The organism is Candidatus Aalborgicola defluviihabitans, from assembly GCF_016705985.1.
GTDB classification, from domain to species: Bacteria; Pseudomonadota; Gammaproteobacteria; order Burkholderiales; family Burkholderiaceae_C; genus Allorhodoferax; species Allorhodoferax defluviihabitans.
Genome location: NZ_JADJKN010000002.1, coordinates 555426 through 574937, shown reverse-complemented (window position 1 = coordinate 574937; position 19512 = coordinate 555426). Strand labels below are relative to the sequence as shown.

The following is a 19512-nucleotide window of genomic DNA, read 5'->3' as shown; positions in this document are numbered from 1 at the left end:
ACTGAAACTAACCTCGCGCTATTCAACGGAGACACATCACGGTGGACTGCATCCTGGAGACGAAACAGCTGACCAAGGAATTCAAGGGCTTTGTGGCCGTCGACAAGGTGGACCTGAGGGTGCGCCGTGGCAGCATTCATGCGCTGATTGGTCCCAATGGAGCTGGCAAGACCACCTGCTTCAACCTGCTTACCAAATTCTTGATCCCCACCTCGGGCCAGATCCTGTTTGACGGTACGGACATCACGGGGGAGTCGTCCGCACGTATTGCGCGGCGTGGCGTGATTCGTTCGTTCCAGATTTCGGCGGTGTTCCCCCACCTCACCGTGCTGGAGAACGTGCGTGTGGCGTTGCAACGAACCCTGGGCAGCTCGTTCCATTTCTGGAAATCGGAGAATAGCCTGCATCATCTCGATCGCAAGGCCATGGAGCTGCTCGAAGCCGTGGACCTGCAGGAATTTGCCAAGCTGACCGCCGTGGAACTGAGCTATGGGCGTAAGCGCGCCCTGGAAATTGCGACCACACTGGCCATGGACCCCAAGCTGATGCTGCTGGACGAGCCCACGCAGGGCATGGGCCTGGAGGACGTAGATCGCATCCGCAACCTGATCAAAAAAGTGTCAGTCAACCGCACCATTTTGATGGTCGAGCACAACATGAGTGTGGTCTCCACCATTGCCGACACCATCACGGTGCTGCAGCGGGGCGCCACGCTGGCCGAAGGGCCCTATGCCGAGGTGTCCCGTAACCCGGCGGTCATTGAGGCCTACATGGGCAGTGCCAACGTCGAACTCAAAGGGGCGCATTGACTATGGCGCAACCTTTTCTTGAAGTCCGCGATCTGCACGCCTGGTATGGCGAATCGCATGTCCTGCACGGAGCCAGTTTCCACGTGAACGAAGGCGAAGTGTTGACGCTGCTGGGCCGCAATGGTGCGGGCCGCACCAGCACCATGCGCGCCATCATGGGCCTGACCGGTAGCCGCAAGGGTTCCATCCGCGTCAAGGGTGTCGAAACCATTGACATGGCCACCCACCGCATTGCACGCCTGGGTTTGGGTTATTGCCCGGAGGAACGGGGTATCTTTTCCAGTCTGTCCACCGAAGAGAACCTGTTGTTGCCCCCCGTGCTGGCACCCGGCGGCATGGGTCTGGACCAGATTTACGCCATGTTCCCCAACCTGAAAGAGCGTTCCCAAAGCCAGGGCACGCGCCTGTCGGGCGGTGAGCAGCAGATGCTGGCCGTGGCGCGCATTTTGCGCACGGGCGCCAAGTTGTTGTTGCTCGACGAGATTTCCGAAGGCTTGGCCCCTGTCATTGTGCAAAAGCTGGCCGAGATGGTTCTGGCGCTGCGCAAGCAGGGCTACACCATCGTCATGGTCGAGCAGAACTTCCGGTTTGCGGCGCCCTTGGCCGACCGGTTTCTGGTCATGGAGCATGGAAATATTTTGCAGGAATTCACCCAGGCGCAGCTTCCAGAAAAGATGGAAAAACTGCACGAGTACCTGGGTGTTTGATTTTTTTGGCCCTTGATAACTACTTAGGAGATACGCTATGAAACTCACCAAAATCGCTTTAGCCTGCGGGCTGGTATCCACGCTCGCTCTAGGCACCGTTGGTACGGCACAAGCCCAGATTTCAGACAATGTGATTCGCATTGGCATCATTACGGACATGTCCAGCGTGTATGCCGACATCGACGGCATGGGTGGCGTGGAAGCCATCAAGATGGCTGTGGCCGATGCGGGTGGCGCCATCAATGGCAAGAAGATCGAAGTGGTCTATGCCGACCACCAGAACAAGGCCGACGTCGCTGCAGCCAAGGCCCGCGAGTGGTTTGACACCCAGGGACTGGACATGTTGCTGGGTGGTACCAATTCCGGTACTGCCTTGGCTATGGCCAAGGTGGCTGCCGAGAAGAAGAAACCCTTTATTGCCATTGGCCCAGGCTCCTCGGCGCTGACCAATGAGCAATGCTCTCCCTACACCGTGCACTACGCCTATGACACCGTGGCGCTGGCCAAGGGAACCGGCGGTGCCGTGGTCAAGGCTGGTGGCAAGAGCTGGTTCTTCCTGACGGCAGATTACGCCTTTGGCACTGCGCTGCAAAACGACACCACCGCCGTGGTGAAGGCTGCGGGTGGAACGGTAGTTGGCTCCGTGCGCGCACCGCTCAATGCCAGTGACTTCTCTTCTTTCCTGCTGCAGGCACAAAGCAGCAAGGCGCAGGTTCTGGGTCTGGCCAATGCCGGTGGCGACACCATCAACGCCATCAAGGCCGCCAATGAATTTGGCGTGACCAAGACCATGAAGCTGGCGGGCCTGCTGGTCTTCATCAACGACATTCACTCCTTGGGCCTTAAAACTACGCAGGGAATGTACCTGACCGACAGCTGGTACTGGAACAAGGATGCCGAAGCTCGTACCTGGAGCCGTCGTTTCTTCGAGAAGATGAAGCGCATGCCTTCCTCCATCCAGGCTGCCGACTACTCCGCCACTGCCAACTACCTTGCTGCCGTCAAGGCTGCTGGTACTGATGATGGAACCAAATCGCTGGCCCAGTTGCGCAAGAGCAAGATCAACGACATGTATGCCAAGGGTGGTTACATCCGTGACGACGGCCGCATGGTCCACGACATGTACCTGATGCAAGTGAAGTCGCCTGACAAGAGCACCGAGCCATGGGATTACTACAACGTGGTGGAAACCATCAAGGGTGACGTGGCCTTCACGACCAAGGCCGAGTCGAAGTGCGCACTCTGGAAATAAGCAAGGACTGAATCGGTGGAAATCTTCGGCATACCGTTGCAAGCGTTCCTGGGCCAGCTGATGCTGGGCCTGGTGAACGGCTCCTTTTACGCCATGCTCAGCCTGGGGCTGGCGGTGATCTTCGGTCTGCTGGGGATCGTCAACTTTGCCCACGGCGCGCTGTACATGATTGGCGCGTACGTGGCTTGGGGCTGCATGGAATACGCCGGCCTCAACTTCTGGATGGCACTCATCATTGCCCCCTTGGTGGTGGGCGCCTTGGGTGTGTTGATTGAGCGCACGCTGCTCAAGCGGCTGTACAAGATCGATCCGATCTACGGCCTGTTGATGACCTTCGGTCTGGCGCTGATTGCCGAGGGTGTTTTTCGCGACCAGTTCGGTGTCTCGGGGCAGCAGTACCCCGTGCCCGATCTGTTGCAGGGCGCGACCAACCTGGGCTTCATGGTGCTGCCCAACTACCGCGCATTTGTGATTGTGGCGTCGCTGGTCGTGTGCCTGACCACCTGGTACACCATCGAGCGCACCCGCCTGGGCTCTTACTTGCGTGCCGGCACCGAAAACCCCGCACTGGTGCAGGCCTTTGGCATCAATGTCCCGCTGATGGTGATGCTCACCTACGCAGCGGGTTCCGGCCTGGCCGCGATTGCCGGTGTGCTGGCTGCGCCGGTGATCCAGATCAACCCGCTCATGGGCAGTAATCTGATCATTGTGGTGTTTGCCGTGGTGGTGATTGGTGGCATGGGCTCCATCATGGGTTCCATTCTGACTGGTCTGATGCTGGGCATTATTGAAGGTCTGACCAAGGTGTTTTATCCCGAAGCGTCGAGCATTGTGGTGTTTGTGATCATGGCCATCGTTCTGATGATCCGGCCCGCTGGTCTGTTTGGGAAGGAAATGTAATGACGCTCGACCCCCGTCTTGGCCGTCTGGCCTGGTTTGCCGGTCTGGCGATTCTGGTGGCCGCGCCATTTATTGGCCTGTACCCGATCTTCATAATGACGGCCCTGTGCTTTGCCATCTTTGCCTGCGCGTTTAACCTGCTATTGGGGTTTACCGGCTTGCTGTCGTTCGGCCACGCGGCTTACTTCGCCGCCGCTGCATATTGCACGGGCTGGCTGGTGCGCACCGCCGGTTGGAGCCCAGAGGCTGGTGTGCTGGGGGGCACCCTCATCGCCGCAAGCACCGGGTTGTTGGTGGGGCTGATTGCCATCCGGCGCCAGGGTATTTACTTTGCCATGGTCACACTGGCCATGGCGCAGATGCTGTACTTCCTGTTTCTGCAAGCACCCTTCACCGGAGGCGAAGACGGCCTGCAGGGTGTGCCCCGTGGAACCCTGTTTGGCCTGATTCCCCTGCTCAATGACAAGGTGATGTACTACGTGGTGTTGGCGGTTTTTGTGGCTGTGTTTGCATTCATCATCCGCGTGGTCCATTCGCCCTATGGGCAGGTGCTCAAAGCCATCCGCGAGAACGAGCCCCGTGCCATTTCGCTGGGTTATGACGTGGATAAGTACAAACTGCTGGCCTATGTGCTCAGCACAGGGCTGGCCGGTCTGGCGGGTTCCATGAAGACGTTGGTGCTGGGGTTCGCGACGCTGTCCGACGCACACTGGTCCCTGTCGGGTGAAGTGATACTGATGACGCTGTTGGGTGGCATGGGCACTTTTGCTGGCCCGGTTCTCGGGGCCTTCACCATCATCGGGCTGCAAAATTACCTGGCCGATCGCGTGGGTTCCTGGGTCACGGTGATCATCGGCGTCATTTTTGTTGTCTGCGTGGTGGCCTTCCGCCGCGGCTTTGTGGGCGAATTGCTGGCCTACCAGCAGCGTACCCGCAAGCCGTAGGCGGTTTGTAGTTTCCCCACTGCGCCGCGTTTCATGGCGCTGAACCGGTCCCACCGGTTCCTTTAGACTGCGGGGGTTTCAATTTGCCAATTGCCACCCTTGCGCTCAACCCCTCCCTTGCTGAACCTGCCCCGCGCTAGCTGGCTGCTGCTGGCCTTGGCCTGTGCCCTGCATGGTGTGTTGGGTGCGTCTCTGGGGCTGTCAGTGGACGAGGCGCACTACGCCCTGTACGCAGCGCACCCTGACTGGAGTTACTTCGACCATCCCCCCCTGGTAGGCTGGGCACAGTGGCCGCTGGTGGCTGTGCACGCGCCCACTTGGGTACTGCGGTTGCTACCCGAACTGTTGTGGCTGGGCACGGCACTGCTGGTGCATGGCCTGGCCGAACGTTTGCAGGCTGGCGCGCAACCGCTGGCCTTTGGGCGTGCAGGCTTTTGGGCGGTGTTGGTGCTGGCCTTTGCGCCCTTGCTGCATGTGCTGGGCATTGGACTCCTGCCCGACACCTTGCTGGTATTTTGGACTGTGGCGGTGATGTGGTTGACCCTGGACCTGATGGATGTCGCCGCCGTTCGCCGCCCCATGCCTTGGCTGCTGCTGGGCTTGCTGCTGGGGCTGGCGGGCCTGAGCAAGTACACCGCCATATTTGTCGCGCTGGCGGTGGCGCTGTGCCTCTTGCAGGCCCATGGTGCCCGTCTCCTTCGCAACCTCTGGCCGTGGCTGGCCGTCGTCATTGCCGTGGTACTGGTGTTGCCCGTGGTGTACTGGAACCACACCAACCACTGGATATCGTTCACCTACCAGGCCCAGCATGGGGCCGGTGGGGGCTGGCGGGCCGTGCAGGTTGTGCGGTTTCTACTGGTGCAAGTGCTGGCGTATGGCCCCTTGCTGTGGTGGGGCTGGGCTGGCGTGCGCCGTGGAGTAGTACCTGCGCTGCGGCCTGTAGCGTGGTTCTTTGTCGTTCCATTTGTGGTGCTGGCCGTGTTGGCCGGCGGCGGCACCAGCCTGCCGCACTGGACGGCTCCGGCGTGGGTGGCGCTGGCGCCAATGGCCGGCATTGGGCTGGCCCGCAGTGTGCGGGATGGGCGCAGGCGCCTGATTGCAGTGTTAGTGGTTATGCAGGGCGCGGTTAGTGCCGCCTTGCTGGGTCTGATGTTCACCGCTGGCCAACCCTTTATCACCAACGTCAACGGCCAGGGCAACAGCGCCCAACCGTCCAACCCGTTTGCCGATCTGTATGGATGGGAACAAGCGGGTGCACAGGCCCGCACACTGGCTGCACAGCAAGGCCTGCACAGTGTGAGCGTACAGAACTGGACCCTGGCCAGCCGCCTGGGCTGGTATGCGCGCCCCTTGCCAGTGCATGTGCTGGAGGACCGGTTTGATCAGTTCGACCTGTGGGCTGGCGACTTGCCCGCCGGGGCCGATACGCTGCTGGTGGACTGGTCGCAATTGGCCTACACCGTACCGCTGGGTGCGGCGCATGGGTTTACCGACTGCACCCTGCTGGCCACGCAAGACGCACAGCGATTGGGTGCCACCATTGCCACCTACCGCTTCTACGCCTGCCATGGCTGGTCCGGCCAGCCACAACCCCAATTGCACAGTCCCTGATTGCAATGCGAATCCTGATGCCTGTTTCCTCCATTCCCCTGCGCCTGTGGTTACTGCCTGTTCTGCTGTTTGTCTTGGGCGCGCCACTGTGGCTGCACCGCTTTGAGCCAGCCATGTTTGTGGCCATCAACCACCTGTGCGCACCCGTGGCGGCAACGGTGTGGACCGGTTTGTCCCTGCTGGGCAACGCCTGGGCTGTTTTGGGGGTGACCGCACCACTCTTGGTACTGGCGCCGCGCCTGATGTGGGCCTGGTTGTGCGCCGCACCCTTTGCAGTGGTGTTTGCGCGCGTTGGCAAGGGCCTGATCGAAAGTCCACGCCCAGCCGCTCTGGTAGACAACGACCAGATTCGTATCGTTGGTGAAACACTGCATAACGTTTCCATGCCATCGGGCCACACGTTGACCGCCTTTGCGGTGGCATCGGCTATCTACTTCTCCCTGCCGCAGCAAGGGCGCAAGCGCTACCTGTGGCTGTTTGTTTTGGCGGCGGGTACTGGCTTGTCGCGCATTGCGGTGGGTGCGCACTGGCCGGGTGATGTGGTGGTCGGCCTTAGTCTGGGCCTGCTGGCGGGCATGCTGGGCACGCGCCTGCTGGCGCGTATGGACACCAAGCACCTGCAACCCACAGCCTGGAGCCTGCGTTTGGTGGCGTTGCTGGTGGCTGTTAGCGCCTACTTTTTGGCGACTGAGGCACAGGACTTCGACGAAAACCAACCTCTGCAATATGCGCTGGTGCTGGTGGTGCTGGCATCGCTGTGGCGCTTTGTGCAGCAGAATCGTGCGGCACAAACCAGTTCACTATCAAATCGATAGCTGTTTATATATAGCCGACGAGGGCTAGAGACCAATTTCCCTAGGGATTCCCCGGAATCTTGGCCGCCAGCCGCAGCGCCAGCGCGCTGAGCGCTGCATAGGCCGCACCGGTTGGTGCATCCCACGCGGTAACCGCCGCCCCCTGGCGCGCAATGGCGGCGGTGTCGCCCCGCGCAGCCGGGCCGGTTAACGCAGCTTGCGGCCCCAACGCGGTGATGTTGGCCACGGCGTTGCGCAAGAGCGTGGCGCGCAGATGGGGAATCAGCTCTGTTGGCATGCCGGTGGACTGCCACAGGTCTTCGGCCGTGGCCTGCAACACTGGCAGAAAGTTGGTGGCAAACACAGCTGCTGCGTGGTAGAGCAGCTTGTCGCTGCTGGCCACATCAAAGCAATGCGCGCCAATGGCGGTGAATGCTGTTCGCAGTGTGTCGCAGGCCGACGCGTCGCCCTCCAGCGCGCAGGGCGTTCCGGGAAATTGCTCCAGCGCTGCGCTCACCGATGCAAAGCTCAAAATGCAATGGGCACTGGCCACCCGCCAGCCCAGCGCCGACAGAGGTGCCAGCGTGACAGCGCCTTGTGCGCCACTGCAGTGGAAAGCGATGGGAGCTGGGTGTGCGGCAGGCGAGCCGACTACCGAGCGGGCAGTTGCCAGTGCCTGCGCGCAGGCCGCCAGCTGGGCATCGGGCACGGCCAGCATCCAAACCTCGGCATCGCGCAGGGCATCCATCTGAGCGACCGCATTCCCCGCGCCAATCACGCCGCACGCCGTTTGCGCACTGGCCAGCGACGTGGTCAGCACATCCTGAATAACAAAGCTGCGCTGCTGGTGCCAGCGGTGCGACAGCGTTTGCGCCACGCGCCCCGCACCGACGATATTCAAGCGCGGTTGGTGCTGGGTTTTTGGTGATAGGGCCTTCATGGTGGGCTGGGCGGTCACACGATCAACGGATCTTCCTGCATCGCCTCGATCTGCTCTTCAAGCATCTGCACCTGGCCCTGCCAGTAGTCGCTGGAGCCAAACCACGGAAAGTTGACTGGGAAGGTGGGGTCGTGCCAGCGGCGGGCCAGCCAGGCGCTGTAGTGGATCAGGCGCAACGTGCGCAGCGGCTCAATCAGCACCAGCTCGTCGCGGTTGAAGTCGCGGAACTGCTCATACCCATCCACCAGCATGCCCAACTGGCGCGTGCGCTGTTGGCGGTCACCGCTGAGCAGCATCCACAGGTCTTGTACGGCGGGGCCCATGCGGGCATCGTCCAGGTCCACAAAATGCGGGCCGGGGCCAGCGGCCTGTAGGGCGTTGGTGGGCGTCCACAGGATGTTGCCGGGGTGGCAGTCGCCGTGCAGGCGCAGGATGCGGATACCAGATTCTTTGGCATCATTTAGGCCACTAGCCCTCGTCAACGTTGCGTAACCAGCTACCAAATCAATAGCGTTTGTGCAAACCTTGGTCCAGGCCGATTGCACATCCAGCGGTACTTTGTCGTGCTCCAACAGCCACTGCATGGATTCCGTGCCAAAACTGTGCACGTCCAAGCGAGGCCGTGTGACAAAAGGGCGGGTCGCACCCACGGTGTGGATGCGCGCCAGAAAACGGCCTATCCACTCCAGCACCTCGCCATCGTCCAGTTCAGGCGGGCGTCCGCCACGGCGCGGGCTGACGCTAAAGGCAAAGCCACCAAAGTGGTGCAGGGTTTGCGGCCCGGCGGCGTCTGGCCCTTGCAGTTTGAGTGGGCCGACGGCGGGAATCTCAGCCGCCATCAGCTCGGCGGCAAAGTCGTGCTCTTCCTGAATCTGCGCGTCGCTCCAACGCTCGGGCCGGTAAAACTTGGCCACCACGGCGCTGCCGTCTTCCAGTTGCACCTGGTAGACGCGGTTTTCGTAGGAGGACAGGGCGGTCAGGCGCCCATCGCCACGCAGGCCCACGCTGTCAAGCGCGTCCAGCACCGCGTCGGGAGTCAGGGCGTCAAAGGCGTGGCGCATCAGTCCTTTTTGGCATCGGTGCTTCTGGTATCGGTGCGCTTGACGATCATCGCCAGGCCCACCGCAATCAGAATCAGTGGCCACCAGGTCTTGAGCAGTGCCGCCAGGCTGACATTGACCAGCCCCAGATTGGTCAGCAGAAAAAAAGCGCCCAGTACGATCAGCACGATGGCTGCAACATTGCCCTTCATGGTCAACCCCTCTTTGTATAGATGAGGGGCATTGTCGCAAGGATTGGCCGCGCAGGGCGACCTGACGAGGATTTGAAGCCCCGGTAGTGAAACTATCCCAGCGGCCACATGCCGTCGCCATACAGGGCGGCAGCGGAATCGGCGTCTCCATCTGAATCCGTGTTGCCTTTGGTACTGGATGGGTTGCCTTGGGAGTCACCGTCTGCCAGTGCCTCAAATGGCAGCGCCTGCTTCACCAGAATGACGGTGCAGGGTGCATCCATGGCCACCTTGATGGGCACGGTGGCCACAAAGCGCTGGGTCTTGAGGCCGTGCGTGGCTGCGCCCATCACGATGACGCTGACGTTGTTGCCACGCGCATACTCCAGCAAGGCCTGCGCCACATCGCCGGTTTCCAGCACATGGAATGAGGTCTGGTGGCCCGGATGGTCCAGCGGCTGGGCCCACTGGCGCAACATGGTCAGGTAGCGCCGGTGCACGTTGGTCTCGCTTTTCTCCTCTTCCGAAGAACTGGTCAGACCCGACGAGATGACAGTCACGCAGGCCAGGCGGGCACCGAGTCGCGTGCCCAACGAGCGCGCCACCGCCTGGCGCAGTGAATACAGCGTGACGTCGCTCACATCCTTGTGCGGTATGGCCACCATGACGATGGGTACTTCCTGGATCTGCCGTGATGCCATGGGGCTGGGCTTGTAGTGCATGCCCGCAGCCTTGATCCAGCGTTTGAAGTGGGTGCGGAAATTGGTGCCGGTGGTGTTGCTTCCGCGCTCGGTGATGGTGATTTGTTCCGGGTGGCTCAAATCAAACGCCAAGTGGGCGGCCGATGGGTAGCGCTGGGCGGCTTCGGGTTCCAGACAACGCATCACGACCTCTTGCAACCATTCGGGCAGCTCGGGCTTGAGTTTGCGGGGTGGCACCGGGTCTACCCACAGGCGCTGGCGCAGCCCACCCGTGGTCTGGGGGGCGCCAAACGGCAATTTTCCGGTGCACAACTGGTACAGCATCACGCCCACGGCAAAGATGTCGCTGCGCGGGTCACCGCGCACGCCCACCACCTGTTCGGGCGCGATCCAGGCGGGCGAACCCACGGCTTTGCGCAACTGTTCGGCCAGCAGATCTGGGTAGTGCGCGTGGTAGGACAGGCCAAAGTCAAGCAGTACCGCCGTGCCGTCGCCCCGAAACAGCACGTTGGCGGGTTTCAGGTCCAGGTGCACCGTGTTTTGCTGGTGCAGGGCATGCACGGCACGCGCCATGGCATTGCCCAGCCAGGCGATTTGCTCCACGCTGGGCGGGGTCTCGGCGTCCAGCCAGTGGTCCAGGGTCTCGCCGGTGACGTATTCCATCACCAGGTAGGGCAGGCGCGACAAGTCACCCGCAGCCACAAAGCGCGGCACATGGTGGCCTTGCAGCACTTGCATGATCTGGCATTCGATCTCAAAGCTGACGATGTTCTCGGCGCCGTCGCCCGTTGTCATGCGCGGCACCTTCATGGCCATGGCAAAGCCGGGGTCGCGCTGGCCGTCGGCATAGTGCACGCGGTAGATGTGGGCCATGCCCCCGGAGTGGATGCAGTCGTCGATGGTGAAACCGTCTACCACGGCTCCGGTTTCCAGCAGTTTCATCGGCCAACCTCCAGGCGGTCGGCAAAGAAGTCGGGCAGGCCCGTGCGGCGAATGGCGGAGGCAGCGGCAAAGTGGTCATACGCCACGCGGTGAAAGGTGAGCTGCGCGCGCTCGGTATCCAACAGGCTGTACATGGCCCGGGTGTCGCCGTCACGGGGCTGGCCCACCGAACCCACCGTACCCAGCCATTGGCGGTGCTTGGGTACGGGAACGGCGATGCCGGGCTGGGGTGCGAAGGCCATCAGGCCATCGCCCGTGCCACGGTAGTACAGGGTTTGCAGATGGACATGGCCGCCAAATACGTAGCGCACGTCGGGCCAGCTGGCTGCGGCGTCCAGGCTGGCTTTGGCGGCACGTTGGTCGTACACGTAACGCCAGAGTTCGGGGTCGTTGACGCTGGCGTGCACAAACAGCACGTTGTTCTGCTGCAGGGTTAGCGGCAGCTTGGCCATCCACTCGCGCTGCGCGGGCGTCAACTGGCGGTGCGTCCAGGCGGCAGTGCTGTCGCCCACGGTGCGCACTTCCGCCGGGGGCTGGATGGCCATGGCATCGTGGTTGCCCTGGATGGCCATGGCGCCTTCCTCGGTGAGACGCATGATGCGCTCCACCACAGCACCCGGATCGGCGCCGTAGCCCACCATGTCACCCAGAAAAACAAAGCGCTCTGCCTGCTGAGCGCGGGCATGGGCCAAGCAGGCGTCCAGCGCCTGGATGTTGGCGTGGATATCGGATAGCAGGGCGATTCTCACAATGTCTCCTGTACTAGGGGGCTAGCGTCACCACGGAGGCTAGAGCGACAGGATATGCCCCTGGCGCGGATCGCCTTTGCCACCCAGCACCTGCTGGTAGGCTGCTAACGCTGCATCACCTCCCGCATGGTATTGCACTTGCAGCCAGGGTTGTGCGGGGTTGGTAGCCCGGGCCACAAAGGCGCCCCAGGATTGCACCAGCCGCTGACCCAGGCCCTGAGCGCCCCATTCGGCGCTGCGCTTCTTGATCTGGGCCGGGGCAAAAAACAGGGTGGCCTTGGGGCCGGGCAGGTCTTTGGCGCCGCCCATATCGTCCACATGGGTGGCACCAATGGAACTGCTGAACTTCAAGCCCCGGCAGTGCGTGTGCAATGCCTTGCGAAACGCCGCGTTGCCGGCAAAGTCCACGTAAATGCTGGGCGCATCCGGCCCGATGTCGTAGAGCTGGTCATACGTCAGCACGCGGTGGTAGCAGCCCAGACTTTCGCAGAAGGCCACGTTGCCGGGCGAGGTCAGTCCCACCACCTCGATACCCGCGCGTTGTGCCAACTGGAAGGCCGTGCCGTAGGCTGTTTTGCTGGAGGCGCTGGAGAGGAGCAGCTGGGCCGGTTGCGTCGGGTCAGCGGTGGCGCCAAAGAATTGGTTGTCGGCCAGAAAATCGTCAATTAACCACGAGGTGATGAACAGCGGGCGCAACAGGGCCTGCACGTCTTCGGTGTCGGCGGTGTAGAACGGATCACGGGCACAGCGCAGGTATTGGTTGTAGACGCTGTGCAGTTCAGCGCGGTGCGGTGCGCCGTCAAAGAAGGCCGAGGCTGAGGCCTTGGCCGGCGTCAGGTCTACCGTGTTGGCCATGGGGAAGTAGCCGTACAGGCGTTCGCCCACGGCCACGTCGGGGTGGTGCGACTGCGTCACTGTGCCAAAGCCCCACACCGGAATACTGCCCCACTGCACGCCATCGGCGCCGGGTGCGACTGGAAAGAAGTGCCAGTACTGCATGGCGTCACCCATGGCCGCATAGGTGATGTTGTTGGAGGTGAGCGCAAAGCGGTCAATGTCCACGCGCACCTGACCGTCGGCCAGAGTGGACAGGGGCGTGCTTTGCAGGGTGGTGGTTTGCAAATGGTCCTTGCGAACCAGCAGGGTGGTGGCGGTGGTGTTCATCATGTCCTGACCTTAATGCAAAGCGGTTGGCCCAACAACCCACAAGGCGCACGTGGGCGACAGGGCTGCCAATAATCTATGCAGCGCTGTCGCCCAGGCTTGGTTCGAAACCTTGAATCCCCAAATTACTATTGAATTAATAGCTACTTGCGTATATCTGACGAGGGCTAGAGGCCGTTCTGTTATGCAACGGTAAGGGTTACTTCAATGTTGCCACGGGTGGCGTTGGAGTAGGGGCACACCTGGTGCGCCTTGGCCACCAGGGCCTCGGCGGCGGCGCGCTCCATGCCCGGGGATGCTGACCACCAGTTGCACTTCGATGCCAAAGCCGGCCGGGATGGCGCCGATGCCCACGGTGGCGTCGATGCTGGTGTCAGCGGGCAGGGCAATCTTCTGCGTGCCCGCCACAAATTTCATGGCACCGATAAAGCAGGCGCTGTAGCCGGCTGCAAACAGTTGCTCGGGATTGACGCCGCCGCCAGCGCCGCCCATTTCCTTGGGAACGGCGAGTTTGAGGTCCAGCAGACCGTCCGAGGTGCGGGTGGTGCCGTCGCGGCCACCGGTGGATTTGGCGTGGGCCTGGTAGATGACTTTTTGCAGAGGGGTGCTCATGGTGGGGTGCTTTCTTGCGTTGATGCCCAGAAGTGGGCGGGTGGGTAAAAGTGAATGCAGGTCAAATCAGGCTCTTGAACCAGCCAATCGTGCTGCCAATGACGACCAGGGAGCGCAGCTTCCACAGTGCCAGGGTGTCGCCTGCTTCGGGAACAGCAGGGCCGCAGCGCGGGTCAGAGCGTTGCAGGGCGCCGGTCATCTTGTGGTCGATCGGAATCGCCTCGCAGCCGTGGTCGGATTCGCAGACAAAGTCAAATTTCTCGCGCGCTGGGGCGTGGCAGGAGAAGCAGTTCTTGCCAAAGCGGTTGTTTACGTCCGCAAAGCCGCGCTTGCCGATGTGGGTGCCCTTGTCGTTGACTTCCAGCTCAAAGAATTCCCAGTCGCCCGTGGCGGGGCTAAAACCGGCCTCGCGCTTGACCATGGCCTCGGTGGGCACCAGTTGCACCACAGAGCCCGCCGGATAGACCGCCCCCTTGGGGTCATTGGCGACCTTGACCGTGTCCAGGACATTGCCCAGCAGGTTGTCCACATAGAAGTGACGCACCTGGGCCATCTGGCGCATGCAGCGAAAGCTCGCGTCATTCACATCAACCGTGTTGGCAGCATAGGCGATCTGGCCGATTACGGTGACGCCCAAGGCAAGGGCCAAGGCGGCTCGAACCCAATGGGTGCGGAAGGTGGAGGGTGTTGTCATGGTGGTGGTTCCGGTGGGTGGATGGGTGAATAGGTAAATAGGTCAGGCGGCGTGGGTTTGCATGGCGCCACGCACGTGTTTGATCTTCTGATTGAGCGCCACCATCTCGCCCAGTTGCAGGCCGCTTTGGGCCAGCACGCAACCGGGAATGTGGGCAGCGCGGGCCTGCAACTGGCGTCCGGCGGGGCTAAGCCAGACGTGCACGCGGCGCTCGTCTTCGCTGGAGCGCTGGCGTTGCAACCAGCCAGCGGCTTCCATGCGCTTGAGCAAAGGGGTCAGGGTGCCAGAGTCCAGAGACAGCCGCTCACCCATGGCGGAGACGCTGGGGCCATCAAGCTCCCACAGTACCAGCATCACCAGGTACTGAGGGTAGGTCAGCGCCAGCGCGTCCAGGAGCGGCTTGTAAAGCTTGGTCATGGCCAGCGAAGCCGAATACAGCGAAAAGCACAACTGGTTGTCCAATTGCTGGGCTGGGTTGGGTTGAACGGTGGATGATTTGCGTGGCATGGGTTTTATTATAGTACACAATTAAATTGTGTGCAATGTAAATACAAATCTGTAAATCAAAACGCACGTCATCCGGGTAAACCGGGACTTGGCAGGGCCCGCCGACCGCAGCGTACTGATCCACTGCCCGGCTGCGCGCCGTGTTTGTGGAAGCAGGCCGACAGGCTGGCTATGCCGTCAACGCTGACTTCAATGGCGCAAGCCAGAAAGGTGTCGGCACCTACCAAGTGACCCACAAAAATGGTGAACGCTTTGGCGCCGCCAAGGCCTACCTCACGCCCAACCTGCAGTTTCACTTTGCCATCGCCAAGCTGCTGGACCATGGCCGGGCCACGGTCCTGGGGCATGGTTACTCGTGGCACGTGTGTCTTCTGCGCCCGGTGAGCCGTGGCAGCCTTACGCTGGGCAACAAAGACCCGTTTGCCGCACCCATCATCAACCCCAGACCAGTACCTTGCTGCCTGCCGAGAAGGCTGCCCAGATGATTCGAGTGGGACGGGGCCAATTTTGATCTGTTGAACCGAAGTGGTAGGGGCTTTCTAATGGAGGTGAACTGTGCCGCTATCTACCAGGCGCTGACCGTCCGATTTCACCAGTCAAGGGCCGTTCATGGCAGGGAGCTGGCGGTAAATGGAGACGTAGATACAGTCGTTCATGGAGCTGCAGGACTGCCGTGGTATCCGACTATGTGAAGTCAATCGCTTGAGGAGGTTGTACGCCGTAGTTCGATAGGGCTGCGAATGAACGCCGCCGATTCTCGGCAGATACGATACGTCAACGTCGGGCGAATCAATTGGACAGCACGGGCACGCCGCGCGCCTATTTGGAAAATTCGTGGCCTTGTTCCGTAAACAGGCGACCGTAGGTGTCCGCCACCTGGGCGCCGAAAGCAATGCCTCGACTACGTCAGCCACCGAGACGATCGTCGTTTCGAGCAGGACTGAATCTCCGGCCAGGTCCTGCGGATATCGGCGATCACCTGTATCGTTTGCTCCAAACTGATGAAAACCACCTTGGGCCGTCTGCCGTCTTGCACACGGCATGCGCGTGTGGCGCCGGATAGTGTCAGACTACTCATTTACCGATTGAACGAATCGGTATAAGCTGATACGTTGCATTCAATGTTGTACGAGACAACTGGTATCGCTGACAACACGCCCAAACCAGAAAGGACGACCCATGGCATTCAACCACGCCATCGTCTGGATTGACAGTAAAGCGGCCCCTGTTGCCCATTTCAGCGCACATGATGTCGTCGAAGCAGTGGATCGTCTGATTCGACCAAGAGCATCTCGCCTTTTCCAGGAATTGCCTCGTTAAGGTTGACCACAAGTTGCGCATCATCGTCAACGTGACTCTATCCAACTGAAAACGCACACCATGGTTAACTCTATTCAGCAAAACCAGCCGGAGTTGGCGAGTTCCGTAGCCAACAGTGGTGCGGCGATGATCCACAACGCAGAATACCTGCGTCGCCTGGCAACGGGGGTGATTGATTCGAATGACGCCATCATCCTGCATGACTTCGACGGGAAAATTCTGGCCTGGAACCGTGGTGCAATAGAAATCTACGGTTATGGCGAAACCGAGGCGCTGGGAATGAATGTTCGTGAGCTGGTCGCGTCGGCGGATCGCGAAGCGGCACTGAATCTGATACAACGAATCCGGCAAGGCGATGACGTTAAGTCAGTCGAACTGCGACGCGTCACCAAGGATGGCCGGATCCTGGATATCTGGCTGACCGCCACGCTGCTGACAGATGCGCAAGGCAAACCAGCTGCCATCGCGACGACCGAACGCGACTTCACCGAGCGCAAACAGGCCATGGATGAGTTGATCAAGCTGAAAGCAGAGGTGGAAGCGTCCAACCGTGAATTGGAGGCATTTTCCTATTCCGTATCCCATGACTTGCGGGCGCCGCTGCGACACATCGCGGGATTTGTGGAGCTATTGAAGAAGCATTCATCTGCCAGCGTGGATGAAAAAGGTCGGCACTACCTGGAGGTGATTTCAACTTCCACCGTGCAGATGGGCCAACTGATCGATGACATCCTGACATTTTCCCGGATCGGTCGCATTGAGATGATGATGACCAAAGTCCCCCTGGATGAGTTGGTACAGGAGGCGTTGGCAACGCTACAGCCCGAGATGGTGGGCCGCGACATCGTCTGGAAGATCAGCCCCCTGCCCGAGGTGCATGGAGAACGGGCCATGCTGAAGCTGGTACTGATCAACCTTGTCGGCAACGCGCTGAAGTTCTCCCGGCCAAGGCCGGTTGCGGAGATCGAAGTAGGTTCGCGCACCGAAGGGAATGAAACCATTTGCTACGTCAGGGACAATGGCGCCGGCTTTGACATGCGCTATGTGGACAAACTCTTCGGCCTGTTTCAGCGCCTGCCGTCGAGACTTTGGGCACCGGGGTCGGTTGGCCATGCACGCATGATCCAGCGCCACGGTGGCCGTCTGGGCAGAGGGCGAGGTGGACGAAGGGGCGACGTTTTACTTTTCCATACCGAAACCAATCGGGGTATGACATGACCCAACTGGCACGCATTTTGTTGGTCGAGGACAACCCAAACGATTTGGAACTCACGCTGGAGGCACTCTCCGAATACCACCTGACCAACGAGGTCGTGGTGGCCAGGGATGGGCAAGAGGCGATGGACTATCTTCTGCGGCAGGGGCAGTTCGCGGACCGCCCGCTTGGGAATCCAGCGGTCGTCCTGCTCGATCTCAAGCTCCCCAAGATTGATGGCGAAGTGCTCGTCGATCAAGACCGATGCGCAGTTAAGGTGGGCCGGTGGGATCTGACCGCCGCGGCGGGTTGGCGCAGGGCTGCTGGCGCAAACGCCTATGTGGTCAAGCCGGTTGATTTCCACGAGCTTATCGATGCGGTCAAGGCCTTGGGCATATTTTGGGCTGTCGTCAACCAATCGCCTCCGGGCAGTGCCAGCAGGAGCGTCTGACATGCAAAAAGGGAAGCTCCGCGTTTTGAACCTGGAGGATAGCCCGAACGACAGCGAGCTCATTGAGGCGGAGTTCGCGGCCGCTTTTGAAGACGTTGAATTTTTCCGTGTCCAGACCCGAGCAGCCTTCACCGAGGCGCTGGAAGTTTTCAAACCAGATGTGATTCTGTGTGACTACAAACTCCCCGACTTTGATGGACTCACCGCGCTCAAAATCGTGCGGCAAACGCACCCCGAACCCGCGATGTCCGATGCCATGGGTGGAACTGATCGACGGGGGCCAAGGACTGTGCTGAAAGACCTTGGCGCGATTGGTGCCTAGCGTCCTGCGGGTGTTGTCGGAAGAAGAGGGCATCCGGGCACGGAAGGCTTCGCAGAAGGCGTTGCAAGAGAGCGAGACAAAATACCGCGCTATCTTTGAATCTGTACGAGACATTATTTACGTATTGGACCAGGAAGGCCGTTTTGTTTCAATCAACCCGGTGTTCCAGACGGTTACTGGCTTTGCACCGGACGAGTGGATTGGCCGGTCATTTCACCACTTGATCCATCCGGATGATTTATCTAGGGCAATGGAGTCATTTCGAAACACGATTGCGAAAGAAGGTTCTGATTTTAGTGAACTCCGCATCTTGCAAAAATCAGGGAATTATTTGGACGCCGAGTTGTCCAGTGTCTCAACCAAGTTGGGAGATTCATTGCATTTGCTTGGAGTCGCGCGTGATATTTCTGAGCGCAAAAATGCGGAAAAGGAACTGCATCGATTTAACCGTGCCTTGCGCACCATCAGCTCCTGCAATGAAGTCCTGATTCATGCCAACGATGAACACCAATTGCTGAATGACATGTGCCAGGTCGTCGTCAAGCAGGCGGGCTATGTGCATACATGGGTTGGTTTCGTCGAACACAATGAACAAAAAACGGTGCGCCACATCGCGCATGCTGGATTTGAGGACGGCGAACTTGAACAGTTCATGCTCACTTGGGCTGAAACCGCCAATGGATTCGGTCCCGCTGGGACGGCGATCCGCACGCAAAACCGGCTTTGGTTAAAGACACGCTAAACGATCCAACCTACCTTCCCTGGCGCCAACACGGCATTAGACTCGGCTACCTTTCCGTAATCGCCCTGCCACTGGTCGCGTCAGGTAACGTGCTGGGCGTGCTAGCCATCTATTCGCCCGACATTGATGGATTCTCTGCGGAAGAAATCAAGCTACTTGATGAATTGTCCGACGACCTGGCGTTTGGCATCGAGAGCGTGCGCATTCGCCACTTGCAGGTGCTGACCGCGCAACGCCTGATGCGGAGCATGGAGGGTAGCATTGCCGCCATGGCGACAACCGTCGAAATGCGCGACCCTTATACCGCTGGCCATCAGCACCGGGTGGCTGAACTGTCCAAGGCAATTGCCCATGAGCTTGGGTTGCCCGAAGAAGAAGCTCATGGCATCTACCTCGCCGCAGAAATCCATGATCTGGGCAAGGTCCAGGTGCCAGCAGAGATCTTGTCCAACCCGGGTAAGCTGGGTCCCATACAACGTCAGATGGTCCAGGCCCACGCCCAGGCGGGGGTTTGATATTTTGAAAGACATCGATTTCCCCTGGCCGATCGCGCAAATGGTCTATCAGCACCATGAGTGTCTGGATGGTTCCGGCTACCCCAATGGTCTCAAAGACGGAGAGATTCTATTTGGTGCAAAAATCATTGCAGTCGCCGATGTCGTCGAGGCGATGTCGTCGCACCGCCCCTATCGCCCGGGATTAGGCATTGAGGCGGCTCTGGAAGAAGTGTCCCGTATGCGCGGGGTGCGGTACGACGCCACCGTAGTGGATGCCTGCATCACACTTTTTCGCGAGCGCGGCTACAGCTTGCCAGCCGCTTGGGCCGCACCGCCCATTGCAATGAGGTCGGTTGCGACTTAGGGTGGACTCCAGGGCTATCTCTGCCAAATTCAGTCCCTCCCATGACCTGGATGCGTTGGCAGAA

Annotated in this window: 21 protein-coding genes and 2 pseudogenes; 14 read left to right on the top strand and 9 right to left on the bottom strand. The window is 60.3% G+C overall.

Annotation, left to right across the window (positions count from 1 at the left end; all coding sequences use genetic code 11):
- The first annotated feature begins 35 nt into the window (after nucleotides 1-35).
- The 7 genes from IPI80_RS03160 to IPI80_RS03130 all read left to right on the top strand — a co-directional run bounded on the left by IPI80_RS03160 (nucleotide 36) and on the right by IPI80_RS03130 (nucleotide 7038).
- A complete protein-coding gene (locus IPI80_RS03160; RefSeq protein ID WP_413857584.1) occupies nucleotides 36-809 on the top strand; it encodes an ABC transporter ATP-binding protein in 774 nt (257 codons plus the stop codon).
- Nucleotides 810-811: 2 nt separating this feature from the next.
- Nucleotides 812-1516 (top strand): ABC transporter ATP-binding protein, encoded by a 705-nt coding sequence (locus IPI80_RS03155; RefSeq protein WP_413857053.1) that lies wholly within the window; start codon nucleotides 812-814, stop codon nucleotides 1514-1516.
- A gap of 37 nt (nucleotides 1517-1553) precedes the next feature.
- Nucleotides 1554-2768 carry an ABC transporter substrate-binding protein gene (locus IPI80_RS03150; RefSeq protein ID WP_413857051.1) on the top strand — a complete coding sequence of 405 codons (1215 nt, stop codon included), beginning with the start codon at nucleotides 1554-1556 and terminating at the stop codon, nucleotides 2766-2768.
- Between the two features lie 15 nt (nucleotides 2769-2783).
- Nucleotides 2784-3668 (top strand): branched-chain amino acid ABC transporter permease, encoded by an 885-nt coding sequence (locus tag IPI80_RS03145; RefSeq protein ID WP_413857049.1) that lies wholly within the window; start codon nucleotides 2784-2786, stop codon nucleotides 3666-3668.
- Nucleotides 3668-4612, top strand: coding sequence for a branched-chain amino acid ABC transporter permease (locus tag IPI80_RS03140; protein WP_413857047.1), 945 nt, complete (start codon nucleotides 3668-3670; stop codon nucleotides 4610-4612). The genes IPI80_RS03145 and IPI80_RS03140 overlap by 1 nt, the downstream gene beginning before the upstream one ends.
- Before the next feature lie 99 nt (nucleotides 4613-4711).
- On the top strand, nucleotides 4712-6223 hold the full coding sequence (locus IPI80_RS03135) for an ArnT family glycosyltransferase (protein ID WP_413857045.1): 1512 nt from the start codon (nucleotides 4712-4714) through the stop codon (nucleotides 6221-6223).
- A gap of 17 nt (nucleotides 6224-6240) precedes the next feature.
- A complete protein-coding gene (locus IPI80_RS03130; protein WP_413857043.1) occupies nucleotides 6241-7038 on the top strand; it encodes a phosphatase PAP2 family protein in 798 nt (265 codons plus the stop codon).
- Between the two features lie 40 nt (nucleotides 7039-7078).
- On the opposite strand, the gene IPI80_RS03125 is transcribed toward IPI80_RS03130, so the two are convergent.
- The 9 genes and pseudogenes from IPI80_RS03125 to IPI80_RS03085 all read right to left on the bottom strand — a co-directional run bounded on the left by IPI80_RS03125 (nucleotide 7079) and on the right by IPI80_RS03085 (nucleotide 14557).
- Nucleotides 7079-7957 (bottom strand): Rossmann-like and DUF2520 domain-containing protein, encoded by an 879-nt coding sequence (locus tag IPI80_RS03125; RefSeq protein ID WP_413857041.1) that lies wholly within the window; start codon nucleotides 7955-7957, stop codon nucleotides 7079-7081.
- 14 nt (nucleotides 7958-7971) lie between these two features.
- Nucleotides 7972-9018, bottom strand: a complete 1047-nt coding sequence (locus IPI80_RS03120) for a serine/threonine protein kinase (RefSeq protein ID WP_413857039.1) — start codon at nucleotides 9016-9018, stop codon at nucleotides 7972-7974.
- A complete protein-coding gene (locus IPI80_RS03115) occupies nucleotides 9018-9209 on the bottom strand; it encodes a LiaI-LiaF-like domain-containing protein (protein WP_413857037.1) in 192 nt (63 codons plus the stop codon). Before IPI80_RS03115 ends, IPI80_RS03120 begins: the two co-directional genes overlap by 1 nt.
- A gap of 92 nt (nucleotides 9210-9301) precedes the next feature.
- Nucleotides 9302-10831: a protein kinase domain-containing protein gene (locus IPI80_RS03110; RefSeq protein WP_413857035.1), complete on the bottom strand. Its 1530-nt coding sequence runs from the start codon at nucleotides 10829-10831 to the stop codon at nucleotides 9302-9304.
- On the bottom strand, nucleotides 10828-11580 hold the full coding sequence (locus IPI80_RS03105; RefSeq protein WP_413857033.1) for a metallophosphoesterase family protein: 753 nt from the start codon (nucleotides 11578-11580) through the stop codon (nucleotides 10828-10830). Before IPI80_RS03105 ends, IPI80_RS03110 begins: the two co-directional genes overlap by 4 nt.
- Before the next feature lie 39 nt (nucleotides 11581-11619).
- Entirely contained in the window at nucleotides 11620-12744 is a 1125-nt protein-coding gene (locus tag IPI80_RS03100) for a DUF2855 family protein (protein ID WP_413857031.1), read from the bottom strand.
- Between the two features lie 182 nt (nucleotides 12745-12926).
- Nucleotides 12927-13356: pseudogene (locus tag IPI80_RS03095) on the bottom strand (organic hydroperoxide resistance protein).
- Between the two features lie 61 nt (nucleotides 13357-13417).
- A complete protein-coding gene (locus IPI80_RS03090) occupies nucleotides 13418-14050 on the bottom strand; it encodes a hypothetical protein (RefSeq protein ID WP_413857029.1) in 633 nt (210 codons plus the stop codon).
- 42 nt (nucleotides 14051-14092) lie between these two features.
- Complete coding sequence (locus tag IPI80_RS03085) at nucleotides 14093-14557, bottom strand: MarR family winged helix-turn-helix transcriptional regulator (RefSeq protein WP_413857027.1); 465 nt, start codon at nucleotides 14555-14557, stop codon at nucleotides 14093-14095.
- 131 nt (nucleotides 14558-14688) lie between these two features.
- Between IPI80_RS03085 and IPI80_RS03080 the strand changes: the two are divergent.
- The 7 genes and pseudogenes from IPI80_RS03080 to IPI80_RS03050 all read left to right on the top strand — a co-directional run.
- Nucleotides 14689-15000, top strand: a pseudogene (locus IPI80_RS03080) (GMC family oxidoreductase N-terminal domain-containing protein); the annotation flags it as partial.
- Nucleotides 15001-15937: 937 nt separating this feature from the next.
- A complete protein-coding gene (locus tag IPI80_RS03075; protein ID WP_413857025.1) occupies nucleotides 15938-17095 on the top strand; it encodes a sensor histidine kinase in 1158 nt (385 codons plus the stop codon).
- Nucleotides 17092-17523 carry a response regulator gene (locus IPI80_RS03070; protein ID WP_413857023.1) on the top strand — a complete coding sequence of 144 codons (432 nt, stop codon included), beginning with the start codon at nucleotides 17092-17094 and terminating at the stop codon, nucleotides 17521-17523. Before IPI80_RS03075 ends, IPI80_RS03070 begins: the two co-directional genes overlap by 4 nt.
- A gap of 1 nt (nucleotide 17524) precedes the next feature.
- Entirely contained in the window at nucleotides 17525-17845 is a 321-nt protein-coding gene (locus IPI80_RS03065) for a hypothetical protein (RefSeq protein WP_413857021.1), read from the top strand.
- Nucleotides 17826-18587, top strand: a complete 762-nt coding sequence (locus IPI80_RS03060) for a PAS domain-containing protein (RefSeq protein WP_413857019.1) — start codon at nucleotides 17826-17828, stop codon at nucleotides 18585-18587. Before IPI80_RS03065 ends, IPI80_RS03060 begins: the two co-directional genes overlap by 20 nt.
- A complete protein-coding gene (locus IPI80_RS03055) occupies nucleotides 18569-19102 on the top strand; it encodes an HD-GYP domain-containing protein (protein WP_413857017.1) in 534 nt (177 codons plus the stop codon). Before IPI80_RS03060 ends, IPI80_RS03055 begins: the two co-directional genes overlap by 19 nt.
- 4 nt (nucleotides 19103-19106) lie before the next feature.
- Nucleotides 19107-19448, top strand: a complete 342-nt coding sequence (locus IPI80_RS03050; protein ID WP_413857015.1) for an HD-GYP domain-containing protein — start codon at nucleotides 19107-19109, stop codon at nucleotides 19446-19448.
- The last annotated feature ends 64 nt before the right edge of the window (nucleotides 19449-19512 follow it).